19 protein-coding genes are annotated in these 20,610 nt (G+C 53.8%); 7 read left to right on the top strand and 12 right to left on the bottom strand.

The genetic code is table 11. From position 1 onward, the window contains the following. The first annotated feature begins 3 nt into the window (after positions 1 to 3). The 3 genes from metG to K8W53_RS08320 all read left to right on the top strand — a co-directional run bounded on the left by metG (position 4) and on the right by K8W53_RS08320 (position 3,438). Positions 4 to 2,037, top strand: coding sequence for a methionine--tRNA ligase (metG, locus tag K8W53_RS08330; protein ID WP_000195330.1), 2,034 nt, complete (start codon positions 4 to 6; stop codon positions 2,035 to 2,037). A gap of 240 nt (positions 2,038 to 2,277) precedes the next feature. After that, entirely contained in the window at positions 2,278 to 2,736 is a 459-nt protein-coding gene (locus tag K8W53_RS08325) for a YehR family lipoprotein (RefSeq protein ID WP_000703137.1), read from the top strand. 171 nt (positions 2,737 to 2,907) lie between these two features. After that, a complete protein-coding gene (locus K8W53_RS08320; protein WP_023224581.1) occupies positions 2,908 to 3,438 on the top strand; it encodes a YehR family lipoprotein in 531 nt (176 codons plus the stop codon). Positions 3,439 to 3,494: 56 nt separating this feature from the next. Here the strand turns inward: K8W53_RS08320 and K8W53_RS08315 are convergent, their stop codons facing one another. Genes K8W53_RS08315 through K8W53_RS08305 form a run of 3 tightly spaced genes read right to left on the bottom strand, consistent with a single transcriptional unit; the run spans position 3,495 to position 6,410 of the window. Further along, positions 3,495 to 3,962, bottom strand: coding sequence for a DUF1456 family protein (locus K8W53_RS08315; RefSeq protein ID WP_000950413.1), 468 nt, complete (start codon positions 3,960 to 3,962; stop codon positions 3,495 to 3,497). A gap of 46 nt (positions 3,963 to 4,008) precedes the next feature. Further along, positions 4,009 to 4,728, bottom strand: coding sequence for a two-component system response regulator BtsR (gene btsR, locus K8W53_RS08310; protein ID WP_000598637.1), 720 nt, complete (start codon positions 4,726 to 4,728; stop codon positions 4,009 to 4,011). Next, positions 4,725 to 6,410, bottom strand: coding sequence for a sensor histidine kinase (locus K8W53_RS08305; protein WP_000272850.1), 1,686 nt, complete (start codon positions 6,408 to 6,410; stop codon positions 4,725 to 4,727). The genes btsR and K8W53_RS08305 overlap by 4 nt, the downstream gene beginning before the upstream one ends. A 222-nt stretch (positions 6,411 to 6,632) precedes the next feature. Here K8W53_RS08305 and mlrA point away from each other — a divergent pair, with 222 nt between their 5' ends. Both mlrA and K8W53_RS08295 read left to right on the top strand, forming a co-directional pair. Then, positions 6,633 to 7,364 (top strand): HTH-type transcriptional regulator MlrA, encoded by a 732-nt coding sequence (gene mlrA, locus K8W53_RS08300; RefSeq protein WP_023224580.1) that lies wholly within the window; start codon positions 6,633 to 6,635, stop codon positions 7,362 to 7,364. A gap of 59 nt (positions 7,365 to 7,423) precedes the next feature. Beyond that, on the top strand, positions 7,424 to 7,531 hold the full coding sequence (locus tag K8W53_RS08295) for a protein YohO (RefSeq protein WP_001261696.1): 108 nt from the start codon (positions 7,424 to 7,426) through the stop codon (positions 7,529 to 7,531). Here the strand turns inward: K8W53_RS08295 and K8W53_RS08290 are convergent. From K8W53_RS08290 to bglX, 5 genes are all read right to left on the bottom strand, one after another. Next, positions 7,512 to 8,243, bottom strand: coding sequence for an ABC transporter permease (locus K8W53_RS08290; protein ID WP_000824854.1), 732 nt, complete (start codon positions 8,241 to 8,243; stop codon positions 7,512 to 7,514). The two genes, K8W53_RS08295 and K8W53_RS08290, sit on opposite strands and share 20 nt — an antisense overlap. Continuing rightward, positions 8,227 to 9,174, bottom strand: a complete 948-nt coding sequence (locus K8W53_RS08285; RefSeq protein WP_023224579.1) for an ABC transporter ATP-binding protein — start codon at positions 9,172 to 9,174, stop codon at positions 8,227 to 8,229. The genes K8W53_RS08290 and K8W53_RS08285 overlap by 17 nt, the downstream gene beginning before the upstream one ends. Next, the gene (locus tag K8W53_RS08280; protein ID WP_052939438.1) at positions 9,167 to 10,336 is read right to left on the bottom strand and encodes an ABC transporter permease; all 1,170 of its coding nucleotides are present in this window, start codon (positions 10,334 to 10,336) and stop codon (positions 9,167 to 9,169) included. The genes K8W53_RS08285 and K8W53_RS08280 overlap by 8 nt, the downstream gene beginning before the upstream one ends. A 3-nt stretch (positions 10,337 to 10,339) precedes the next feature. Then, positions 10,340 to 11,257, bottom strand: a complete 918-nt coding sequence (locus K8W53_RS08275; protein WP_000155869.1) for an ABC transporter substrate-binding protein — start codon at positions 11,255 to 11,257, stop codon at positions 10,340 to 10,342. A gap of 180 nt (positions 11,258 to 11,437) precedes the next feature. Next, positions 11,438 to 13,735 carry a beta-glucosidase BglX gene (gene bglX / locus K8W53_RS08270; RefSeq protein WP_023224576.1) on the bottom strand — a complete coding sequence of 766 codons (2,298 nt, stop codon included), beginning with the start codon at positions 13,733 to 13,735 and terminating at the stop codon, positions 11,438 to 11,440. A 266-nt stretch (positions 13,736 to 14,001) separates the two neighbouring features. On the opposite strand from bglX, the gene dld reads away from it, so the two are divergent. Continuing rightward, positions 14,002 to 15,732 carry a D-lactate dehydrogenase gene (gene dld / locus K8W53_RS08265; protein WP_000095234.1) on the top strand — a complete coding sequence of 577 codons (1,731 nt, stop codon included), beginning with the start codon at positions 14,002 to 14,004 and terminating at the stop codon, positions 15,730 to 15,732. Positions 15,733 to 15,789: 57 nt separating this feature from the next. On the opposite strand, the gene pbpG is transcribed toward dld, so the two are convergent. Further along, positions 15,790 to 16,737, bottom strand: coding sequence for a D-alanyl-D-alanine endopeptidase (gene pbpG, locus K8W53_RS08260; RefSeq protein ID WP_052939439.1), 948 nt, complete (start codon positions 16,735 to 16,737; stop codon positions 15,790 to 15,792). 165 nt (positions 16,738 to 16,902) lie between these two features. Continuing rightward, positions 16,903 to 17,490: a Yip1 family protein gene (locus K8W53_RS08255; RefSeq protein ID WP_001017057.1), complete on the bottom strand. Its 588-nt coding sequence runs from the start codon at positions 17,488 to 17,490 to the stop codon at positions 16,903 to 16,905. A gap of 158 nt (positions 17,491 to 17,648) precedes the next feature. Here K8W53_RS08255 and K8W53_RS08250 point away from each other — a divergent pair, with 158 nt between their 5' ends. Then, positions 17,649 to 18,218 (top strand): DedA family protein, encoded by a 570-nt coding sequence (locus tag K8W53_RS08250; RefSeq protein ID WP_001523476.1) that lies wholly within the window; start codon positions 17,649 to 17,651, stop codon positions 18,216 to 18,218. Positions 18,219 to 18,266: 48 nt separating this feature from the next. Here the strand turns inward: K8W53_RS08250 and K8W53_RS08245 are convergent, their stop codons facing one another. Continuing rightward, positions 18,267 to 19,028 carry an SDR family oxidoreductase gene (locus tag K8W53_RS08245; RefSeq protein WP_023224573.1) on the bottom strand — a complete coding sequence of 254 codons (762 nt, stop codon included), beginning with the start codon at positions 19,026 to 19,028 and terminating at the stop codon, positions 18,267 to 18,269. Positions 19,029 to 19,093: 65 nt separating this feature from the next. Then, positions 19,094 to 20,530: a multidrug resistance outer membrane protein MdtQ gene (gene mdtQ, locus K8W53_RS08240; RefSeq protein WP_042949018.1), complete on the bottom strand. Its 1,437-nt coding sequence runs from the start codon at positions 20,528 to 20,530 to the stop codon at positions 19,094 to 19,096. Positions 20,531 to 20,610 lie beyond the last annotated feature (80 nt).

Below are 20,610 nucleotides of genomic sequence, written 5' to 3'. Positions count from 1 at the left end.
ACTATGACTCAAGTCGCGAAGAAAATTCTGGTAACGTGCGCGCTGCCGTACGCCAACGGCTCTATCCACCTCGGCCATATGCTGGAGCACATCCAGGCTGATGTCTGGGTCCGTTACCAGCGAATGCGCGGCCATGAGGTTAACTTCATCTGTGCCGATGACGCTCATGGCACGCCGATCATGCTGAAAGCGCAGCAGCTTGGTATTACGCCGGAGCAAATGATCGGTGAAATGAGCCAGGAGCACCAGACCGATTTCGCCGGTTTTAATATTAGCTACGACAACTACCACTCAACGCACAGCGACGAGAATCGCGAGCTGTCCGAGCTGATTTATACGCGCCTGAAAGAGAACGGTTTTATTAAGAACCGCACTATCTCTCAACTCTACGATCCGGAAAAAGGCATGTTCCTGCCGGACCGATTTGTGAAAGGCACCTGCCCGAAATGTAAATCCGCAGACCAGTACGGCGATAACTGTGAAGTGTGCGGCGCAACTTACAGCCCGACCGAACTTATCGAACCGAAATCCGTGGTGTCCGGCGCGACGCCGGTAATGCGTGACTCCGAGCACTTTTTCTTTGATCTGCCGTCATTCAGCGAAATGCTGCAGGCGTGGACCCGCAGCGGCGCGCTGCAGGAGCAGGTGGCGAACAAAATGCAGGAGTGGTTTGAATCCGGCCTGCAACAGTGGGACATTTCCCGCGACGCGCCGTATTTTGGTTTCGAAATCCCGAACGCGCCGGGCAAATATTTCTACGTCTGGCTGGACGCGCCGATTGGCTATATGGGCTCCTTCAAAAATCTGTGCGATAAGCGCGGTGACACGACCAGTTTTGATGAGTACTGGAAAAAAGACTCCGACGCCGAGCTGTACCACTTTATCGGCAAAGACATCGTCTATTTCCACAGCCTGTTCTGGCCTGCCATGCTGGAAGGCAGCCACTTCCGTAAGCCGACCAACCTGTTCGTTCACGGTTACGTGACGGTGAACGGCGCGAAGATGTCTAAGTCTCGCGGCACCTTTATTAAGGCCAGCACCTGGCTGAAACACTTTGACGCCGACAGCCTGCGCTACTACTACACCGCGAAGCTTTCTTCACGCATTGACGACATCGACCTGAACCTGGAAGACTTTGTCCAGCGCGTCAATGCCGATATCGTCAATAAAGTAGTCAACCTGGCCTCGCGTAACGCCGGTTTTATCAATAAGCGTTTCGACGGCGTGCTGGCGGCTGAACTGGCCGATCCGCAATTGTACAAAACCTTTACTGACGCCGCTGCGGTGATTGGCGAAGCATGGGAAAGCCGTGAATTCGGCAAAGCTATCCGTGAGATTATGGCGCTGGCCGACATCGCTAACCGTTATGTTGACGAGCAAGCGCCGTGGGTGGTGGCTAAACAAGAAGGCCGCGACGCGGATCTGCAGGCCATTTGCTCAATGGGCATCAACCTGTTCCGCGTGCTGATGACGTATCTGAAACCGGTACTGCCGACGCTTTCTGAACGCGTTGAAGCCTTCCTGAACAGCGAACTGAACTGGGATGCCATCGAACAGCCGCTGCTCGGTCACAAGGTCAACACCTTTAAGGCGCTCTACAATCGCATCGACATGAAGCAAGTTGAAGCGCTGGTTGAAGCGTCTAAAGAAGAGGTGAAAGCCGCAGCTGCGCCGGTTACCGGCCCGTTAGCCGACTTCCCGATTCAGGAAACCATCACCTTTGACGATTTCGCCAAAATTGACCTGCGCGTAGCATTGATTGAAAACGCTGAGTTCGTAGACGGTTCTGACAAATTGCTGCGCCTGACGCTGGATCTGGGCGGCGAGAAGCGTAACGTCTTCTCCGGCATTCGTTCCGCCTACCCGGACCCGCAGGCGCTGATTGGCCGCCAGACGGTAATGGTCGCCAACCTCGCGCCGCGTAAAATGCGCTTTGGCGTCTCCGAGGGAATGGTGATGGCCGCAGGACCTGGCGGGAAAGATATCTTCCTGTTAAGCCCTGATGACGGCGCGAAGCCTGGCCAACAGGTGAAATAAGCAACAAGCCGGAGCATGCTCCGGCTTTTTTAACCGCTTAATCCTGACTGGCATATCGCCCCCTCCGCGCGTTTTAACTTTTTCCTTAATAAGCAATAGCGCTAAGACTCCATATCCGGACTGCTAAATAACGGCTAAAAGTCATATTCTATCTCTCCCTGATACATTGCTATTACTGGGTTAAATTAATTCATTGAAATTATTTTAAAAACCCAATCATTATATAAAATGGAGTTTTAGATGAAAATTTCTGGCAAGTTATTGTCCGCGGCTTTGGCTTCCGTACTGGTGTTCTCTCTTGCTGGCTGTGGCGATAAAGAAGAATCAAAGACCTTTAACGCAAACCTGGCGGGGACAGAAATTTCAATTACTTACACCTATAAAGGTGACAAAATCATTAAGCAGACGTCTGAAAGTAAAATCAGCTATGCCACTGTAGGCGCTAAAACGAAAGAAGATGCCGCCAAAATTCTCGATCCGCTGAGCGCGAAATATAAAAATATCGCCGGAGTGGAAGAAAAATTAACCTATGAAGATACCTATGCCCAGGAAAACGTCTCTGTGGATATGGAAAAAGTGGACTTTAAAGCGTTACAGCAAATCTCAGGGACGATGGTGTCCGGCGATACCAGCAAAGGTATCAGCATGAAACAAACCCAGACGCTGCTGGAAGCTGCTGGTTTTAAAGAAGCGAAATAACTGGCAGGCATAATGTATTGCATCGACTGGTAAAGTCGCTCAGGGCGCTGCTTCGGCAGCGTCTTTTCTTTATGAATTCCGAAAAAAGACAGCCTCGCTGTAAGTCCCCTCGCCAAAGCCTATAATCCCTGAATTCCTGGCCACACCAATACTTAACGACAAGGAATTGTTATGCAGGTTCTACGTCTTATGGCACTGCCACTATTCGCGCTCTCTCTATCGGTTAGCATAACTGGCTGCGATCAGAAAAACGATACTCTCCAGGGAAAGCAAAATAACATGACAGCGTTTATCAAGAAGATAGCCGCTAGCAAAGAGTCAGAGGAAACACAACGCTATGTAGGTAATCTCAACGGTATTGAAATAAAGTTAACCTATTACTACAAAGGGGATATCGTTTTACGTCAAATATCTGAACATAAAATACTTTATAAAACCCTGAAAGCCAATAATAAAGAAGAAGCACAAAAAATGCTGAGTCAAGTCGGCGAAGCTTATCAGGGTATGCCGGGTTTGACTGAACGAATCGACTATTATGATAGCTATGCTACGGAATATGTGGATATTGATTTTACCCAGGCAAAAATAAGCGACCTCTGTAAATTGCCAGGATCATCAATTGACAACTGTTCCGCGTACTATCTGTCAATGATTCGCTCGCAGAAACTGTTGGAAGAGAGCGGGTATCATAGAATCAATTAGTATAATAATGCGTTTTCCCGGTCAGACAGGACGCTGCCGGGAACAATACCGCAGAATTACTTCGCCGCGTGTTCACGGGCCGCCAGACCGCGCAGAAAATAACGCATAAACTGATCGCCGCATTCGCGGAAGTTCTTATGATCCGGCGCGCGCATCATCGCGGTGATCTCTGGCATTGAGACACGAAACAACTGACCGGTAAGTATCGCCAGGATATCATCTGTTTTTAGCGAAAAGGCAATACGCAGCTTTTTCAGCACAATATTGTTGTTGATACGACGTTCCGCCGTCAATGCAGGCGCCGCCTCATCTTTGCCGCGTTTTTCATAAATGAGGCCATTGAGAAATGAGGACAACACGATATCCGGGCAACGCTGAAACCCCTCTTCCTCTTCTTTGCGCAACCAGATTGCAATCTGCTCCGGCGTAGCATCAACGTTACCCAGCGCCAGGATACGCGCCAGATCGGTATTATTAGCTTTTAAAATGTAGCGCACGCTACGCAGAATATCGTTACTCAGCATGAGGCCTTCGGTCGTTTCTATGGCAAAACGATATTCTAACAGTCTTTTACAGGCCAATCGCCTCTTTTAAACTTTTCAGATAGCGACGGCTTACCGGCACCGTCAGGCCGTTGCGTAAAATCAGCTCTGCCTGCCCATTATCCTCCAGCCGAATTTCCTGCAAATGGGCCATATTCACCAGAAACTGACGATGACAACGCAGTAGCGGCGTCCGGCTTTCCAGCGTGCGCAGCGTCAGCTCGGTAAACCCCTCTTTACCTTCACTGCTGGTCACATAAACGCCGCTCATACGGCTACTGACAAAGGCGACATCATCCATTTGCAACAAATAGATCCGGCTGTGTCCGGTACAGGGAATGAATTTAAGCGCCTGCTGGTTTTCCGGCAACAACGAAACATCCTGTTTACTGCGCTCCTGACGCAGACGATGTAACGTTTTTTCCAGCCGTTTCTCCTCTATCGGCTTGAGCAGATAATCAAAAGCGTGTTCTTCAAAGGCTTTGATGGCGTATTCGTCAAACGCGGTTAAAAAAACGATATACGGGCGGTGTTCCGGGTCAAGCATTCCTACCATCTCCAGTCCACTGATACGCGGCATCTGAATATCCAGAAACAGCACATCAGGTCGCAGCTTATGTACCGCGCCAATCGCTTCTACCGCGTTCGCGCACTCTCCCACAATCTCAATGTCATCCTGCCCCTGGAGCAAAATCCGCAGATTTTCCCGCGCTAACGGCTCATCATCCACAATCAGCACTTTAATCATGCGTCCTCCTCCAGTGGAAGTCGTAATGTAATTCGGGTAAAACAGTCCGGCTCGCAGGCCACGCTAATACCATAATCATCGCCAAAGTGTTCGCGCAGACGTTTATCCACCAGACTCATCCCCAGCCCGCTACTGCCGGCGGAAGGCTGATACAGTCCCGCATTATCTTCAATATCTAACATCAAATGCTGCCCTTCGCGCCGGGCGCGAATAGCGACGTTGCCGGTATCAAGCAGTTGCGACGTGCCATGTTTAATGGCGTTCTCAACAATCGGCTGTAACGTAAACGCAGGCAATTTCTGACGTGAAAGCGTCGATGGAACATCAAGCTGTACCTGCAGACGCGACTGAAAACGCGCTTTTTCAATTTGCAGATAAGCGTTTACGTGTTCAATTTCATCCGCCAGCGTGACGATTTCCGACGGGCGTTTTAAATTTTTGCGAAAAAAGGTCGACAAGTACTGCACCAGTTGGCTGGCCTGTTCGCTGTCGCGGCGAATCACCGCTTTAATGGTATTGAGCGCATTAAACAGAAAATGCGGATTCACCTGCGCGTGCAACAGCTTGATCTCTGACTGCGTCAGCAACGCCTTCTGCCGTTCATACTGCCCGGCCAGGATCTGCGCAGATAAAAGCTGCGCAATACCCTCTCCCAGAGTGCGGTTAATTGAGCTGAACAGCCGGTTTTTCGCTTCGTACAATTTAATGGTGCCCATGACTCGCTGATTTTCGCCACGCAGCGGGATCACCAGCGTCGAGCCGAGTTTACACTGCGGGTGTAGCGAACAGCGGTACGGCACTTCGTTGCCATCGGCATAAACCACCTCTCCGGTTTCAATTGCTTTCAGCGTATAACCTGATGAAATGGGTTTGCCCGGTAGATGGTGATCGTCGCCAATACCGGTAAAAGCCAGCAGTTTTTCGCGATCGGTGATGGCGACGGCGCCGATATCCAGCTCCTGATATAACACCTGCGCCACCTTCATACTGTTCACTTCGTTAAATCCCTGACGCAGAATCCCCTCCGTTGACGCGGCGACCTTCAGCGCGGTAGCAGAAAATGCCGAAGTATATTTTTCGAACATGGCGCGCTTATCGAGCAAAATACGCATGAACAGCGCGGCGCCAACGGTATTCGTCACCATCATCGGCGCGGCAATATTACTGACCAGATGCAGGGCATCGTCAAACGGCCTGGCTATCAGTAAAATGATCAGCATCTGCACCAGTTCGGCAACACACGTAATTGCTCCCGCCGTCAGCGGGCTAAACACTTTGTCCGGGCGTCCGCGACGTATGAGAACGCTGTGTACCAACCCGCCCAGCAGCCCTTCGACGATGGTGGAAATCATACAGCTCAGCGCCGTCATGCCGCCCATAGAATACCGATGTAACCCACCGGTCAGACCGACCAGCCCGCCGACGACCGGCCCGCCGAGTAGGCCGCCCATCACCGCGCCAATCGCGCGGGTATTGGCAATCGAATCTTCGATATGTAGCCCAAAATAAGTGCCCATAATGCAGAAGATAGAAAACGTGACGTAACACAGGAGCTTGTGCGGCAGTCGAACCGTGACCTGCATAAGCGGGATGAACAGGCGCGTTTTACTCATTAGCCACGCAATGACCAGAAACACGCACATCTGCTGAAGCAGCAGCAACACCAGATTAAACTCGTACATACCCGCAAACCACACTTCAATTAAAAGCGCGTAACATACATTGAGTACGATTAACTTTCTTTGAACTGTTGCATAAAAATATGAATTCGTGAATACGATCACTTAAACGCCGCGCCGCAACCCGCTACTTCGCGTTTTAATGCATAAAAAACAGGCAAAACTTCCTGGTTCCTAAAAGAGCGTCTAAAGTTAAACCGGGACCTCGCGAGCAAGGGTGAAACGATGGCGCTTTACACAATTGGTGAAGTGGCTTTGCTTTGTGATATCAATCCTGTCACGTTGCGCGCGTGGCAGAGACGTTATGGACTTTTAAAACCACAGCGAACGGATGGCGGTCATCGTCTGTTTAACGATGCCGATATCGACAGAATCCGCGAAATCAAGCGCTGGATAGATAACGGCGTCCAGGTCAGCAAAGTCAAAGTGCTGCTCAGTAGCGACAGTAGCGAACAACCTAACGGCTGGCGCGAACAGCAGGAGATCCTGCTGCACTATCTGCAAAGCAGTAATCTGCACAGTTTACGGTTATGGGTCAAAGAACGCGGTCAGGATTATCCAGCCCAAACATTGACCACTAACCTGTTCGTCCCGCTGCGGCGACGGTTACAGTGCCAACAACCCGCCCTTCAGGCGCTGCTCGGCATTCTTGACGGTATCCTGATCAACTATGTTGCGCTCTGCCTGGCGTCTGCGCGTAAGAAACAGGGAAAAGATGCGTTGGTGATCGGCTGGAATATCCATGATACCACCCGCCTGTGGCTGGAAGGTTGGGTCGCCAGCCAACAGGGATGGCGAATCGACGTGCTGGCGCACTCGCTTAGCCAGTTCCGCCCGGAACTATTTGACGGCAAGACGTTACTGGTATGGTGCGGAGAAAACCAGACGCTGGCGCAGCAGCAGCAACTCCTGGCATGGCGCGCCCAGGGACGCGACATTCATCCCCTTGGCGTTTAAACAGCAGCTAACAAATTCGCTTTAATGTATACTCCTTTTATTAACATAAGGAGTACATAATGCGCGTAGCGAAAATCGGGGTGATCGCCCTTTTCCTGCTGATGGCTATTGGCGGTATCGGCGGCGTGATGCTGGCAGGTTACAGTTTTATTTTGCGTGCCGGGTAAGCGCGCGTGTCAGCCTTTCAAACAGGCGATCGATAATGATCGCCGCCAGCGCCACCAGCAGCGCCCCCTGGATAACATAGGCCGTATTAAAGCCGCTAAGCCCGATAATGATCGGCGTGCCTAACGTACTGGCCCCCACCGTTGAAGCGATGGTCGCCGTACCAATATTGATAATCACCGAGGTTCGGATGCCCGCCAGAATCACCGGCGCGGCCAGCGGCAGCTCAACCTGATACAACTGTTGGCGACGGCTCATTCCCATACCGCTGGCAACGCTCATCACGCTGGCAGGCACCGCGCCCAGCCCTGCCAGGGTCGCCTGCAGGATGGGCAACACCCCATACAGGATCAAGGCGATAATGGCCGGTTGCTGACCAAAACCCATGACGGGTACCGCGATCGCCAGTACCGCGACCGGCGGAAAGGTCTGCCCGACGGCGGCGATAGTCTCCACCAGGGGACGAAACTCTTTCCCACTTTCTCGCGTGACCGCAATCCCTGCGCCGACGCCCACCACGACGGCAAACAAACTTGAGATGCCTACCAACCAGAAATGGGCGAGCGCGAGGGCGGCAAAACTCTCCTGTTGGTAGACCGGGCGCGGTAAATCGGGAAACAGCGCGGCGAAGAACGGCTGGCTATAAGGCAATCCAAACAGAAGAAGCAAGAACAGAACAATAAGCCAGAGAAGCGGATCACACAGTCGTTTCACGGGGGGACGTCTCCGAAAGCAGATCGCGGAAATGGAGCGTACCGCAGGGCTCGCCCTGCTGATTCGCCACCGGCAGGACGTCGCACCGACGGGCGACAAACATCGATAGCGCATCGCGTAGCGTCATCTCTTCCACCAGCGCGTCGCCGCTGAGCTGTTCATGCCGGCGTACATAATCGCCTACGCTACGTAACGAAAGCAGCCTTACGCCCAGCTCGCTGCGGCCAAAAAACGCCTGCACGAAATCATTTTCCGGCGAGGTCAGCATAGAAAGCGGCGATCCCTGTTGGATAACGTGGCCCCCGTCCATCAGCACCAGATGGTCGGCGAGGCGTAGCGCCTCGTCGATGTCGTGCGTCACCAGTACGATAGTGCGTCCCAGTAGCTGATGAATGCGGGTCATCTCCTGCTGCAGTGCGCCGCGCGTTACCGGATCAAGCGCGCCGAAAGGCTCGTCCATCAGCAATACCTGCGGATCGGCAGCCAGCGCCCGCGCAACGCCGACCCGCTGCTGTTGCCCGCCGGAAAGCTGATGCGGATAACGATCGCGCAGCGCGCTTTCCAGACCCAATAATGCCATCAGTTCATCAATACGAGCGTTAATCCGCGCACGCGACCACTTTTGTAGTTGCGGTACGGTGGCGATATTTTGCGCCACCGTCCAGTGGGGAAAAAGACCGATAGACTGAATGGCATAGCCCATGCGACGGCGCAGTTCAAGCACCGGCAGGCTGCGGATCTCTTCCCCGGCAAAACGGATCGTTCCGCTATCATGCTCTACCAACCGGTTAATCATCTTCAGAGTGGTCGATTTTCCCGAACCGGAGGTGCCAATTAACACCGAAAAGCTGCCTTCGCTAAAGTGCAAATTGAGGTCGCTAACAGCCTGTTGATCGCCGAAGGTTTTACTGACATGGTTAAATTCAATCATCGGTTGCTCCCTTCAAAAACGCGATCCATAAATCAAACAGCGCGTCGATCACTACCGCCAGCGCAATCACCGGAATGACGCCCAACAGGACTAAATCAATGGCGCTGCTCAATAGCCCCTGAAACACCAGCGCGCCGAAACCTCCCGCGCCAATCAGCGCGGCGACAACGGCCATTCCCACTGTCTGGACCATGACTACCCGCAGGCTACGTAAAAAGACCGGCAGCGCCAGCGGCAGTTGCACATGCCTGAAGCGCTGGCCGCTACTCATTCCCATTGCTCTTGCGCTCTCCAGCACATCGCGCGGCACCTGATTGAGCCCGGCGACCACGCCGCGCACCAGCGGCAATAACGCATAGAGCACCAGCGCTATCAGCGCAGGCGTCATGCCGGTTCCCGCGACGCCGAATGCGGCAAGCCACGGAAACTGTTTCACCAGCCCGGCCAACGGCGCAATCAGCAGGCCAAACAGCGCGACGGAAGGGATAGTCTGGATTACATTCAGCACGGTAAACACCGGCCCCTGGCGTGAGGCGGAAAAATAACACCAGACGCCCAACGGTAGTCCGATCGCCAGCGCCGGCAGCACCGTGCCCGCCAGTAACATTAAATGTTGCGCCAGCGCGGCATCGAAAACATCCTGGCGATTGGTATACTCTTTCAGAAGCGAGAGGTTGTCGAACGTGCCTGAAAACAGCAGCGCCAGCGGGACAATGACAATTTGCGCGTGCAGCAACCAGCGCCACAGCGGCCCAACGGTAATACGGCGGATCGCATCGCTACAGGCCAGCAGCATCAGACCGAGGCCCAGCCACAGTCCACTTCCCAGACTGGTACGCGCCAGCGGGCTGCCCTCCTGCGCCAACTGGGTCGCCGCCCTGCCGACTCCCCACAGCATGACAATAAAAAGCGTCTGCGCCATCATCAGCGTCAGTACGCTACCGCGTTTACCGGGTACAAAGCACAACGTAAACAGCGCGCATCCCGCGCCAGTCAGCATCCAGATGGTCGCCGGCCAGATCTCCCATAACTGGCGCCCCTCGCCGCTCACCAGACGATTCGGGGCGTAATTAATGAAAGGCAGCGCGACAGCAAGCAGGGTCAGAACAACCAACAGCAACAGCACACGATTAACCGTGATTTTTTTGGCAGCATCACTCACAGATTACTTCACCCACCCTTTTTGTCGGAGGTAATCAGCGGCGACTTTTTTCGCATCCAGCCCTTCTACGGCGATTCTGGCGTTCAACTGTTGCAGCGTTTTCTCATCAAGGCTGGCGAAAACGGGCTGCAGCCAGTCGGCTATCTGCGGATAGGCCTGTAACACCGATTCACGCACTACCGGCGCGGGGGCATAGATAGGCTGGACGCCTTTCGGGTCGCTCAGGGTTTGCAGACCCAGCGCGGCGACAGGGCCGTCGGTGCCATACGCCATCGCGGCGTTAACGCCGGATGTTTGTTGCGCGGCGGCTTTGATCGTGACCGCCGTATCGCCGCCCGCCAGCGACAAGAGCTGGTTCTGATTCAAGGTAAAATCATAGGCTTTTTCAAATGCCGGCAGCGCATCCGCCCGTTCGATAAATTCCGCAGACGCCGCCAGTTTAAAAGTGCCGCCCTCTTTCAGATAACGGCTGAGATCGGCAAGCGAGGAGAGTTTATTTTTTTCCGCGATGTCCTGACGTATCGCGATGGTCCAGGTGTTGTTGGCCGGCGCAGGCGTCAACCAGACCAGCTTATTCTGCTCCGCATCCAGTTTTTTGACTTTCTCAAAGCCTTGCTTTGCATTTTTCCATGCCGGATCGTTTTCATCTTTAAAAAAGAACGCCCCGTTACCGGTGTATTCCGGATAGATATCCAGCTCTCCGGCGGTAATCGCGCCACGAACGACTGGCGTCGTCCCGAGCTGAATTTTATTGACCGTTTTAACGCCGTGGCTTTCCAGTACCTGCAAAATCATGTTGCCGAGCAGCGCGCCTTCGGTATCAATCTTTGACCCGACCGTCACGGGCGATGCCGCCTGTAGAGGTAAACTCACCGTCGCCAGCAACGCCAGCGAACTTACCCATAGCTTTGAGATCGTCATGATGCTTTCCTCATCCTTTTACGGCCTTTTTCAGAGACTTGAGAAAAAAGCATAGTTGAAAAGTCTGCGTTTAACCTGGGATTTTCCGCCAGTGTAAGTGACGTGGCAGGCAATAAAAGGGGGGACAGGAAAAGTCATTGCCAGACAGGGCGCAGCTATCGCGCCCTGTTGACGGCAGGCTTACAGTAGCTCGAACGATCCTTGTTTAACGCGAGCGGAATCCACGCCGATAAAGACGTTGAACTTGCCGGGTTCCGCGTCATATTTCATCTGCTGATTCCAGAACTTCAACGCCTCGATATCAATCGGGAAACTCACGGTTTTACGTTCGCCGGGCTTGAGGGTGATTTTTTCAAAGCCTTTTAATTGCTTCACCGGGCGGCTCATTGACGCCGTGACATCCTGTAAGTACATCTGGATGACCGTAGCCCCTTCGCGTTTACCGGTGTTCGTGACCTCTACGCTGGCCGTGACTTTGCCGTCGCGTTGCATTGTCGGTGAGGAGAGCGTGACGTCAGACACCGTAAATGTGGTGTAGCTCAGACCGTAACCAAACGGATAGAGCGGGCCATTTGCTTCGTCAAAATAACGTGAGGTGTATTTGTTTGGCTTTTCAGGATCATACGGGCGTCCCGTATTGAGATGGCTGTAATAGACCGGAATTTGTCCCACCGAACGCGGGAAGGAGATCGGCAGCTTGCCTGACGGGTTGTAATCGCCAAACAGCACATCGGCAATGGCGTTGCCGCCTTCCGTCCCGGCAAACCAAGTCTCCAGAATCGCATCGGCCTGTTGATCTTCTTTTACCAGCGCCAGCGGTCTGCCGTTCATTAATACCAGTACCAGCGGCTTACCGGTGGCTTTCAGAGCGGTGATTAAGTCGCGCTGACTCTGCGGAATGGTGATATTGGTACGGCTGGAGGCTTCATGCGCCATCCCCTGCGACTCGCCTACCACTGCGACCACCACATCGGCCTGTTTCGCCGCCTGCACCGCCTCATCAATCATCGCCTGCGGTGAGCGCGGATCGATTTTCACTGCCTCTTCATACAGGTTTAAGAAATCGACGATATCTTTATCGTTAGTGATATTCGCCCCTTTGGCATAGAGGATCTTCGCCCCGTCGCCGACGGCATTTTGAATACCCGCCAGCACCGTCACCGACTGATTCGCAACCCCAGCAGCAGACCAGCTTCCCATTACATCACGTTGACTGTCGGCCAGCGGCCCAACAACGGCAATGGTGCCCGATTTTTTCAGCGGCAGCGTTTCCAGCCGGTTTTTCAGCAGTACCACACTTTCCCGCGCCACTTCCCGCGCCTCTTTACGATGCAGGCGGCTTTCGGCATTGGTGTCCGCCGGGTCGCTCTCTTTCGGCCCCAGATGGCTATAGGGGTCGTTAAACAATCCCATGTCATATTTTACGTTGAGCACATGGCGCGTCGCGTCGTCCAGTTCCGCCATCGTCACTTTGCCCGACTTAATCAGACCCGGCAGATATTTGCTGTAATACTCATCCGCCATGCTCATATCCACCCCTGCCTTTAGCGCCACGCGCACCGCATCTTCCGGGTCGGCCGCGGTACCGTGTTTAATCAGTTCTTTAATAGCGCCGTGGTCGGAAACGGTAATTCCCTTAAAGCCCCACTCATCGCGCAGGACATCTTTCAATAACCAGGAATCTGACGTCGCAGGCGTGCCGTTCAGCGAGTTCAGCGCCACCATCACCGCGCCGCTCCCCGCATCCAGCCCCGCTTTGTAAGGCGGCATATAGTCATTAAACAGACGCTGGGAACTCATATCCACGGTGTTGTATTCTTTACCGCCTTCAACGGCCCCATAGGCGGCAAAATGTTTCACGCTGGTCATCACCGAATAGCGATCCGCCGGACTTTTGCCCTGCATCGCTTTCACCATGGTTTCGCCCATGATGGAGGTTAAATATGTATCTTCGCCAAAGCCTTCGGAGGCGCGTCCCCAACGCGGATCGCGGGAGACATCCACCATCGGCGCCCAGGTCATATTCAGACCGTCGTCCGCCGCTTCATACGCCGATACGCGTCCTACGGTTCTTACCGCATCCAGATTAAAAGAAGAAGCCAGACCGAGGCTTATTGGGAAGACGGTTCGCTGGCCGTGTACCACGTCATAGGCAAAAAAGAGAGGAATTTTCAGGCGGCTCAATGCCATCACCTGATCCTGCATTTGACGGATATCCTGGCGGGTGACGGTATTGAAAATCGCCCCTACCTGCCCGTCTTTGATCATCTCGCGAATCGCTTCTTTCGGGTTATCAGGGCCGACGCTAATCAGACGTAACTGACCAATTTTTTCATCGACAGTCATTTTCTTGAGTAAATCCGTGACGAACGCGTCGCGCGCTTCGGGCGTCAGCGGGTGATTGCCAAACAGGTTTTCCGCCAATGCTGGCTGCATCGCCAGACTCACAGCAACACCTACTGAACATAACCATTTCATGTTGAGTCTCTCTTTATCTTTATCCCGACGAGGCGGTAAAAACAGAATAAAAACCGCAGTTTGCCATAAGCCTAAACGCGAGAGGAGAAGAAAGCGAAGGTTATTCTCCTAATTTTCCACACAGTCGAATACGCAACCGCCAGCAAATGGTATCAAGGCGGCAAATGAATACCACCAACACAGAGACAATTTGAATGAGAAAGCGTATTGTCATACCAAGCGCTATGCTTAACGCTGATATTTTGTCCCACCACAAGGAGTGGAGAATGTCTTCCATAACAATGACTGATAATAAAACGTTCCTGAATGAGCTGGCCCGCCTGGTAGGCCATTCTCACCTGCTGACAGACCCCGCCAAAACCGCCCGCTATCGCAAGGGTTTCCGTTCCGGTCAGGGCGACGCGCTGGCCGTTGTTTTCCCGGGTTCGTTACTGGAACTGTGGCGTGTGCTCAACGCCTGCGTTAACGCTGACAAAATTATTCTGATGCAGGCCGCCAACACCGGTCTGACGGAAGGCTCCACGCCGAACGGCAACGACTACGATCGCGATATTGTGATTATCAGCACCCAGCGGCTGGATAAGCTGCACTTACTGGATAACGGCCAACAGGTTCTGGCCTGGCCCGGTACGACGCTCTATGCGCTGGAAAAAGCGCTTAAACCGCTGGGCCGTGAACCGCACTCGGTGATTGGTTCGTCGTGTATCGGCGCGTCGGTCATCGGCGGCATCTGTAATAACTCCGGCGGCTCGCTGGTGCAGCGCGGCCCGGCCTATACCGAGATGTCGCTCTTTGCCCGTATTGACGAGCAAGGCAAACTGCAACTGGTCAATCATCTGGGTATCGATCTTGGGCATACCCCGGAGCAGATCCTGAGCAAGCTGGATGATGAACGGATTAAAGATGAGGATGTGCGTCACGATGGTCGTCATGCGCACGATCACGACTATGTGACGCGGGTACGAGATATCAACGCCGATACGCCCGCCCGCTATAACGCCGACCCGGACCGTTTGTTTGAATCTTCCGGCTGCGCCGGAAAACTGGCGGTTTTTGCCGTTCGCCTTGATACCTTTGCAGCGGAAAAAAATCAGCAGGTTTTTTATATCGGCACCAATCAGCCCGCGGTACTGACTGAAATCCGTCGGCATATTCTGGCGAACTTCGACAATCTGCCAGTGGCGGGAGAATATATGCATCGCGATATCTACGATATTGCGGAGCAGTACGGTAAAGATACCTTTCTGATGATCGATAAACTCGGCACCGACAAGATGCCATTCTTTTTCACGCTAAAAGGCCGAACCGATGCGATGCTGGAAAAAGTAAAATTTTTCCGTCCGCATTTCACCGACCGCGCGATGCAGAAATTCGGCCACCTGTTTCCCAGCCATCTGCCGCCGCGAATGAAAAACTGGCGCGATAAATATGAGCATCATCTGCTGTTAAAAATGGCGGGAGACGGCGTCGCAGAAGCGCAACGCTGGCTGAATGAATTTTTTAAATCCGCTGAGGGCGGTTTCTTCACCTGTACGCCGGAAGAAGGCAGCAAAGCCTTCCTGCACCGCTTCGCCGCTGCTGGCGCGGCGATTCGTTATCAGGCCGTACACGCTGATGAAGTGGAAGATATTCTGGCGCTGGATATCGCCCTGCGCCGCAACGATACCGACTGGTTCGAGCATCTGCCGCCGGAAATCGACAGCCAACTGGTACATAAACTCTATTACGGTCACTTTATGTGCCACGTTTTTCATCAGGACTATATCGTGAAGAAAGGCGTCGACGTCCATGCGCTGAAAGCGCAAATGCTGGAGCTGTTGCAGGCGCGCGGGGCACAATACCCAGCGGAGCACAACGTTGGACATCTGTATAAAGCGCCGGAAACGCTGACGCGTTTTTATCGGCAAAATGACCCAACCAACAGTATGAACCCCGGTATCGGCAAAACGAGTAAGCGGAAATTCTGGCAGGAAAATACGCCCGACGAAACGCATTAACACCGTGCGGTTTACCGTGAAGCCCGGCGGCGCGATGCCTGCCGGGCCTGCGGCGACTTAATCGTTCTGTGCGGTTTGCGCCCCGGCACTGGCGCTGGCTGCCGCCATTTGCGCGGCTTTTTGCTTTTTATAGCTCAGCGCGGCAGCCGGAACGGGCATGACTTTACCGGTTTCAATCCATGTACGCAGGCGACTGGCGTCCGCAAAGTGGGTATATTTGCCGAACGCGTCCATGACCACCAGCGCGACCGGTTTGTTATTGATCACGGTACGCATCACCAGGCAATGCCCCGCCGCATTGGTAAAGCCGGTTTTCGTTAACTGGATATTCCAGTTATCACGGTAGACCAAATGGTTGGTATTGCGAAACGGCAGCGTATACGACGGATGCGAGAATGTCGCCATATCTTCGCGCGTGGTGCTTAGCTGGCCAATCAGCGGGTATTGCTTCGTGGCAATCAGCAATTTTGTTAAATCCCGCGCGGTCGAGACGTTATGAATCGACAGCCCCGTCGGCTCAACGAAGCGGGTATGCGTCATGCCCAACGCTTTCGCCTTCGCATTCATCGCTTTAATAAACGCGTTATAACCGCCGGGATAATAGTGCGCCAGGCTTGCCGCCGCACGGTTTTCGGATGACATCAACGCCAGCAGCAACATATTTTTGCGGCTAATTTCGCTGTTCAGGCGCACGCGGGAGTAAACCCCTTTCATTTCCGGCGTCTGGCTGATATCGACCTTCAGTATTTCATCCAGCGGCAATCGCGCGTCAAGCACGACCATCGCCGTCATTAATTTGGTTATCGAGGCAATCGGACGCACCAGATCCGGGTGGTTCGAATAGATCACTTTATTGGTGTTGAGATCAACAATCATTGCGCTACCGGAGGCAATCTCAGGTTGAGACGCCGCGGTTGTCGCTGCCGTTTTCGCCACGGCCTGCGGGGCAAAAGGTACGGCCAACATCAGAGCAAGGCTCAGGAATGAAGCTCGGAATTTCAGCATGATGAGATTTCTGATAATGATTCACGCGCGTCGTAACGCACACCGCCTGAGCTAAGATTATACTCAAGCTAGCAGTGGCATCATAGCGGCACGCCAGCGTTGCCGCTACAGAAGAATCGTCAGCAAATGCTGCATTGCTGGCTTTTGCGCCAGCCCTTTTTCGCATCAGAACAGGCGGTAGCCGTATCCCCACAAGATCACAGTGATCGCCAGTAGCACCTCCAGGACCAGCACGCCGATAGCGAGCGTCGAACTGGAGAAGCTTAATCCTTCCTCTCTATTAATGTTAAGGAAAGTCGGAATACCCAAATACAGCAAATAGCCGGTGTAAAAGAGCGCGACAGCGCCGACCAAAGCGCATAGCCATACCAGGGGATAGAGCGCCACCAGACCACTTAAAAACAGCGGCGTCGCGACATAGCCGGCAAAAACCATACAGCGCGCAAGCGATGGCCGTTGCGGATAGTTTCGCGCCATCCACCAGATGACGCGTCCCATCACCGCGACGCCCGCCAGCATCACGCCGTAGAACAAGACCGCCAGCGCAAAAGCGGTAAACAGCGAGAGTTGTAACACGTTTCCGTCGCCAAAATTCCAGCCGATTTGCGTCGTGCCGATAAAGGCGCAGACGACGGGAATCGCCGCCATCAGCAAAACATGGTGCGTATAGTGATGCGAAACGGTTTCGTTTTCGCTTTTGATCACCTGCATTTCCCGATCGGGATGGGAAAAAAGCCCCCATACATGGTTCATACTGCCCCCTTCTGCTGCCTCAGATGCCAGTATGTTCAAGTATAATTCAGTTTCTGGTTATTTTATGAGCAATGGCAAAATAGTCTTCGGCAAAACGTCGGCTTTGCCGCGCACGCCTCTTGCCAGGGTGTATGCTTAATGCCGGAGGTGGTTTACGCATGGATATCAACACGCTTATTACGCATTATGGCTATGCGGCGCTGGTTATCGGCAGTATGGCCGAAGGTGAAACCGTTACCCTGTTGGGGGGCGTCGCGGCGCATCAGGGATTACTCAAGTTTCCGCTGGTGGCGGCGGCCGTCGCGCTGGGAGGGATGATGGGCGATCAGCTACTTTACCTGTTAGGACGATGCTATGGCGGGAAGATCCTGCGTCGTTTCCCGCGTTATCATACGAAGATTCGTCGCGCGCAGAAAATGATCCAACGCCATCCGTATCTGTTTGTGATCGGCACGCGTTTTATGTACGGCTTCCGGGTGGTTGGCCCGCTGCTGATTGGCGCCAGCCGCCTGCCGCCTAAAATTTTTCTGCCGCTGAATATTGTAGGCGCGCTGATCTGGGCGCTGCTGTTTACCACGCTGGGATATCTTGGCGGCGAGGTGATCGCGCCATGGCTGCACGACCTCGATCAGCATCTCAGGCATGGGGTCTGGCTGATTCTGGCCATCGTCCTGGTGGTGGGCGTGCGCTGGTGGCTGAAAAGACGCGGCAAAGCGGAGGCCCGTTAAACCCGATGGTATCCGGATGGCATAACGCCGCCATCCGGCACCCGGCGTTTATTTTGCGTTGAATTGCGGATTCGCCAGCATAAACCCGCCGTCGACAATCAGCGACTGACCGGTGGTATAGCTTGCTCCTTCCGAACACAGCCAGGCGACGAGGCTGGCTATTTCATGCGTAGAACCCGGTCGGGCGATAGGGATCGAGGGTTCCGATCCCGGCTCAATATCGCTGTCATCCATATCATTCATCGGCGTGGCGATAGCGCCTGGCGCGACGGCGTTGACCAAAATATGATGCTCAATCAGTTCCAGCGCCATGGATTTAGTCAATCCGCCCAGCGCATGTTTCGCCGCGGTATAGGCGCTGGCTTGCGGAAGCGGCGTATGCTCATGGACGGAGGTGATGTTGATAATGCGCCCTCCCTCTCCTTGTTTAATCATATGCCGGGCGGCGATCTGCGCGCAGAGAAACGCGCCGTCGACGTCCACGGTAAAAATTTGCCGCCACTGCGTAAACGGCATATCAATAAACGCGGATTTGGTCATCGCCCCGGCATTATTGACCAGCACGTCAACGCGCCCCAGGCGCTGGATAAGATGTTCAATGGCCTGCGCGCCCTCGGGTAACTGGCTCAGGTCAAGATGAATGGTCTCAGCCCGCACACCAAATTGCGACGCTTTTTTCGCCGTCTCCTGCGCGCCGCGTTCATCGGAATGCCAGGTGATACCAATATCAAAACCGTTTTGTGCTAATAACAATGCACACGCTTTGCCAATTCCCGAATCTGATGCCGTTACAATTGCGACTTTGGTCATATTCCTCTCCGGATGATTCATACACAGCCTAAGTATAGGAACCCTGTCTGAATCATTCGGAAAAATCAGGAATGATAACCGCCGCCCAGCGCGCTGGTAAGCTGAATAGAGGCATCCAGCCACTGGCCCTGCAACAGCAAGCCGTTACACTGCTCGCGCAGTGCCGGGATTTTGGCCTCGCTCACGCGGGAACCCGCAATAATACCGGCATTAAAGCGCGCTTGCGCCAGACCGACCACACGCTGCGCATCATGCTCAATCTGCTGCTGATGCTGGTTTTTCTGCGCCAGCGTCTCTACCTGACTGGCGGCGCGCGCCACATCATTAACCGCATCTACCACCGCTTTGTTGTAGTTGGCGATAGAAAGGTTGCTTTGCGCTTTGGCGATATCGAGGTTGGCATTCAGCCTGCCGCTGTCGAAAATCGGCAGCGTCAGCCCGCCGGTAATGCCATATTGCTGTGCGGAATGGCGGAACAGATCGCTCAGATGTAACGCATCCTGCTGTAAAAAAGCCATCAGATTGATATCGGGATAAAACGCGGCCTTCGCGGCGTCAATGCTGCTCAACGAGGATTCAATGTACCAGTGCGCGGCCTGTAGATCCGCCCGGCGCGCCAGCAACGAATACCCCAGTTGCGACGGTAACTGGCTTTCAACGGCGGGGAGACTCACCTGACGCAGCTTGAGCGCCGCCGATTGCGTATTGGTTAACGCGCTGAGCCGCGCTTCAATCACCTTCATTTTACCGTTAACGTCATTCAGCTGCTGCTGGGTTTTGCTGGCGTCGATATCGGTCTCGACCCCTTCAACAGAAGAAGTAATACCGTGTTGATACAGCTCCCGGTTTACCGTCACCACGTTTTGCTGCTCTTGCTCGATTTGCATCAGCACATTTTTCAGCGCCGCCTGCGTCTGCCACTCCCAGTAGAGTCGCGCCACGCCGCTTGCCAGCAATTGTCGGGTCTGCTCCTGCTCCGCTTCGCGCGCTTTGACCGCCCCGATTCGCGCGGTAACTTCAGCGCGGTTTTTCCCCCATAAATCCAGATCCCAGCCCGCCGTCAGGCCGAATGTACCGTTGGTATACCACGGCCCGGTCGTTCCCGCCGCGGGGTCGGTAATCGCGAATGGCCCCATCAGTCCTTCCGCGGACATTCGCTGGCGCTCAATGTCGGCAGAAAAGTCGAGCTGCGGGCCGTCCTGCGCCTCAACCGCTTTCGCCTGCGCTTCCGCCAGTTGAATACGCTGTTCAGCCACCTGCATATCCGGCGAATGCTGTATGGCATTATCAATCAGCGCGTCAAGCTGCGTATCGTGATACGCCTTCCACCACTGGCTATCCGGCCAACCGTTTTTCAATGCCGCCGGCAGGCTGGAATCAACATGAGAAGAGGGCGTCTGCTGGGTCAGCGACTGGCGGGTATCGTGCATGGGGGCGCAGCCCGCCAGCAAAATAAAAAGCGGTAAGCTCGCTGTCGCGGCAAGGAAAGAATTACGATTCATGGAGGTGTTCTGATAAAAAAAGGTGCGCAGAGAGTACGTCTTACGACGATCTATTTTTTAGTTACGCGTGGCAATACATC

It is taken from the genome of Salmonella sp. A29-2, from assembly GCF_020150755.1.
GTDB classification, from domain to species: Bacteria; Pseudomonadota; Gammaproteobacteria; order Enterobacterales; family Enterobacteriaceae; genus Salmonella; species Salmonella enterica.
Note: the sequence above shows the minus strand (reverse complement) of the source record. Positions and strands in the feature narration are given on the sequence as shown.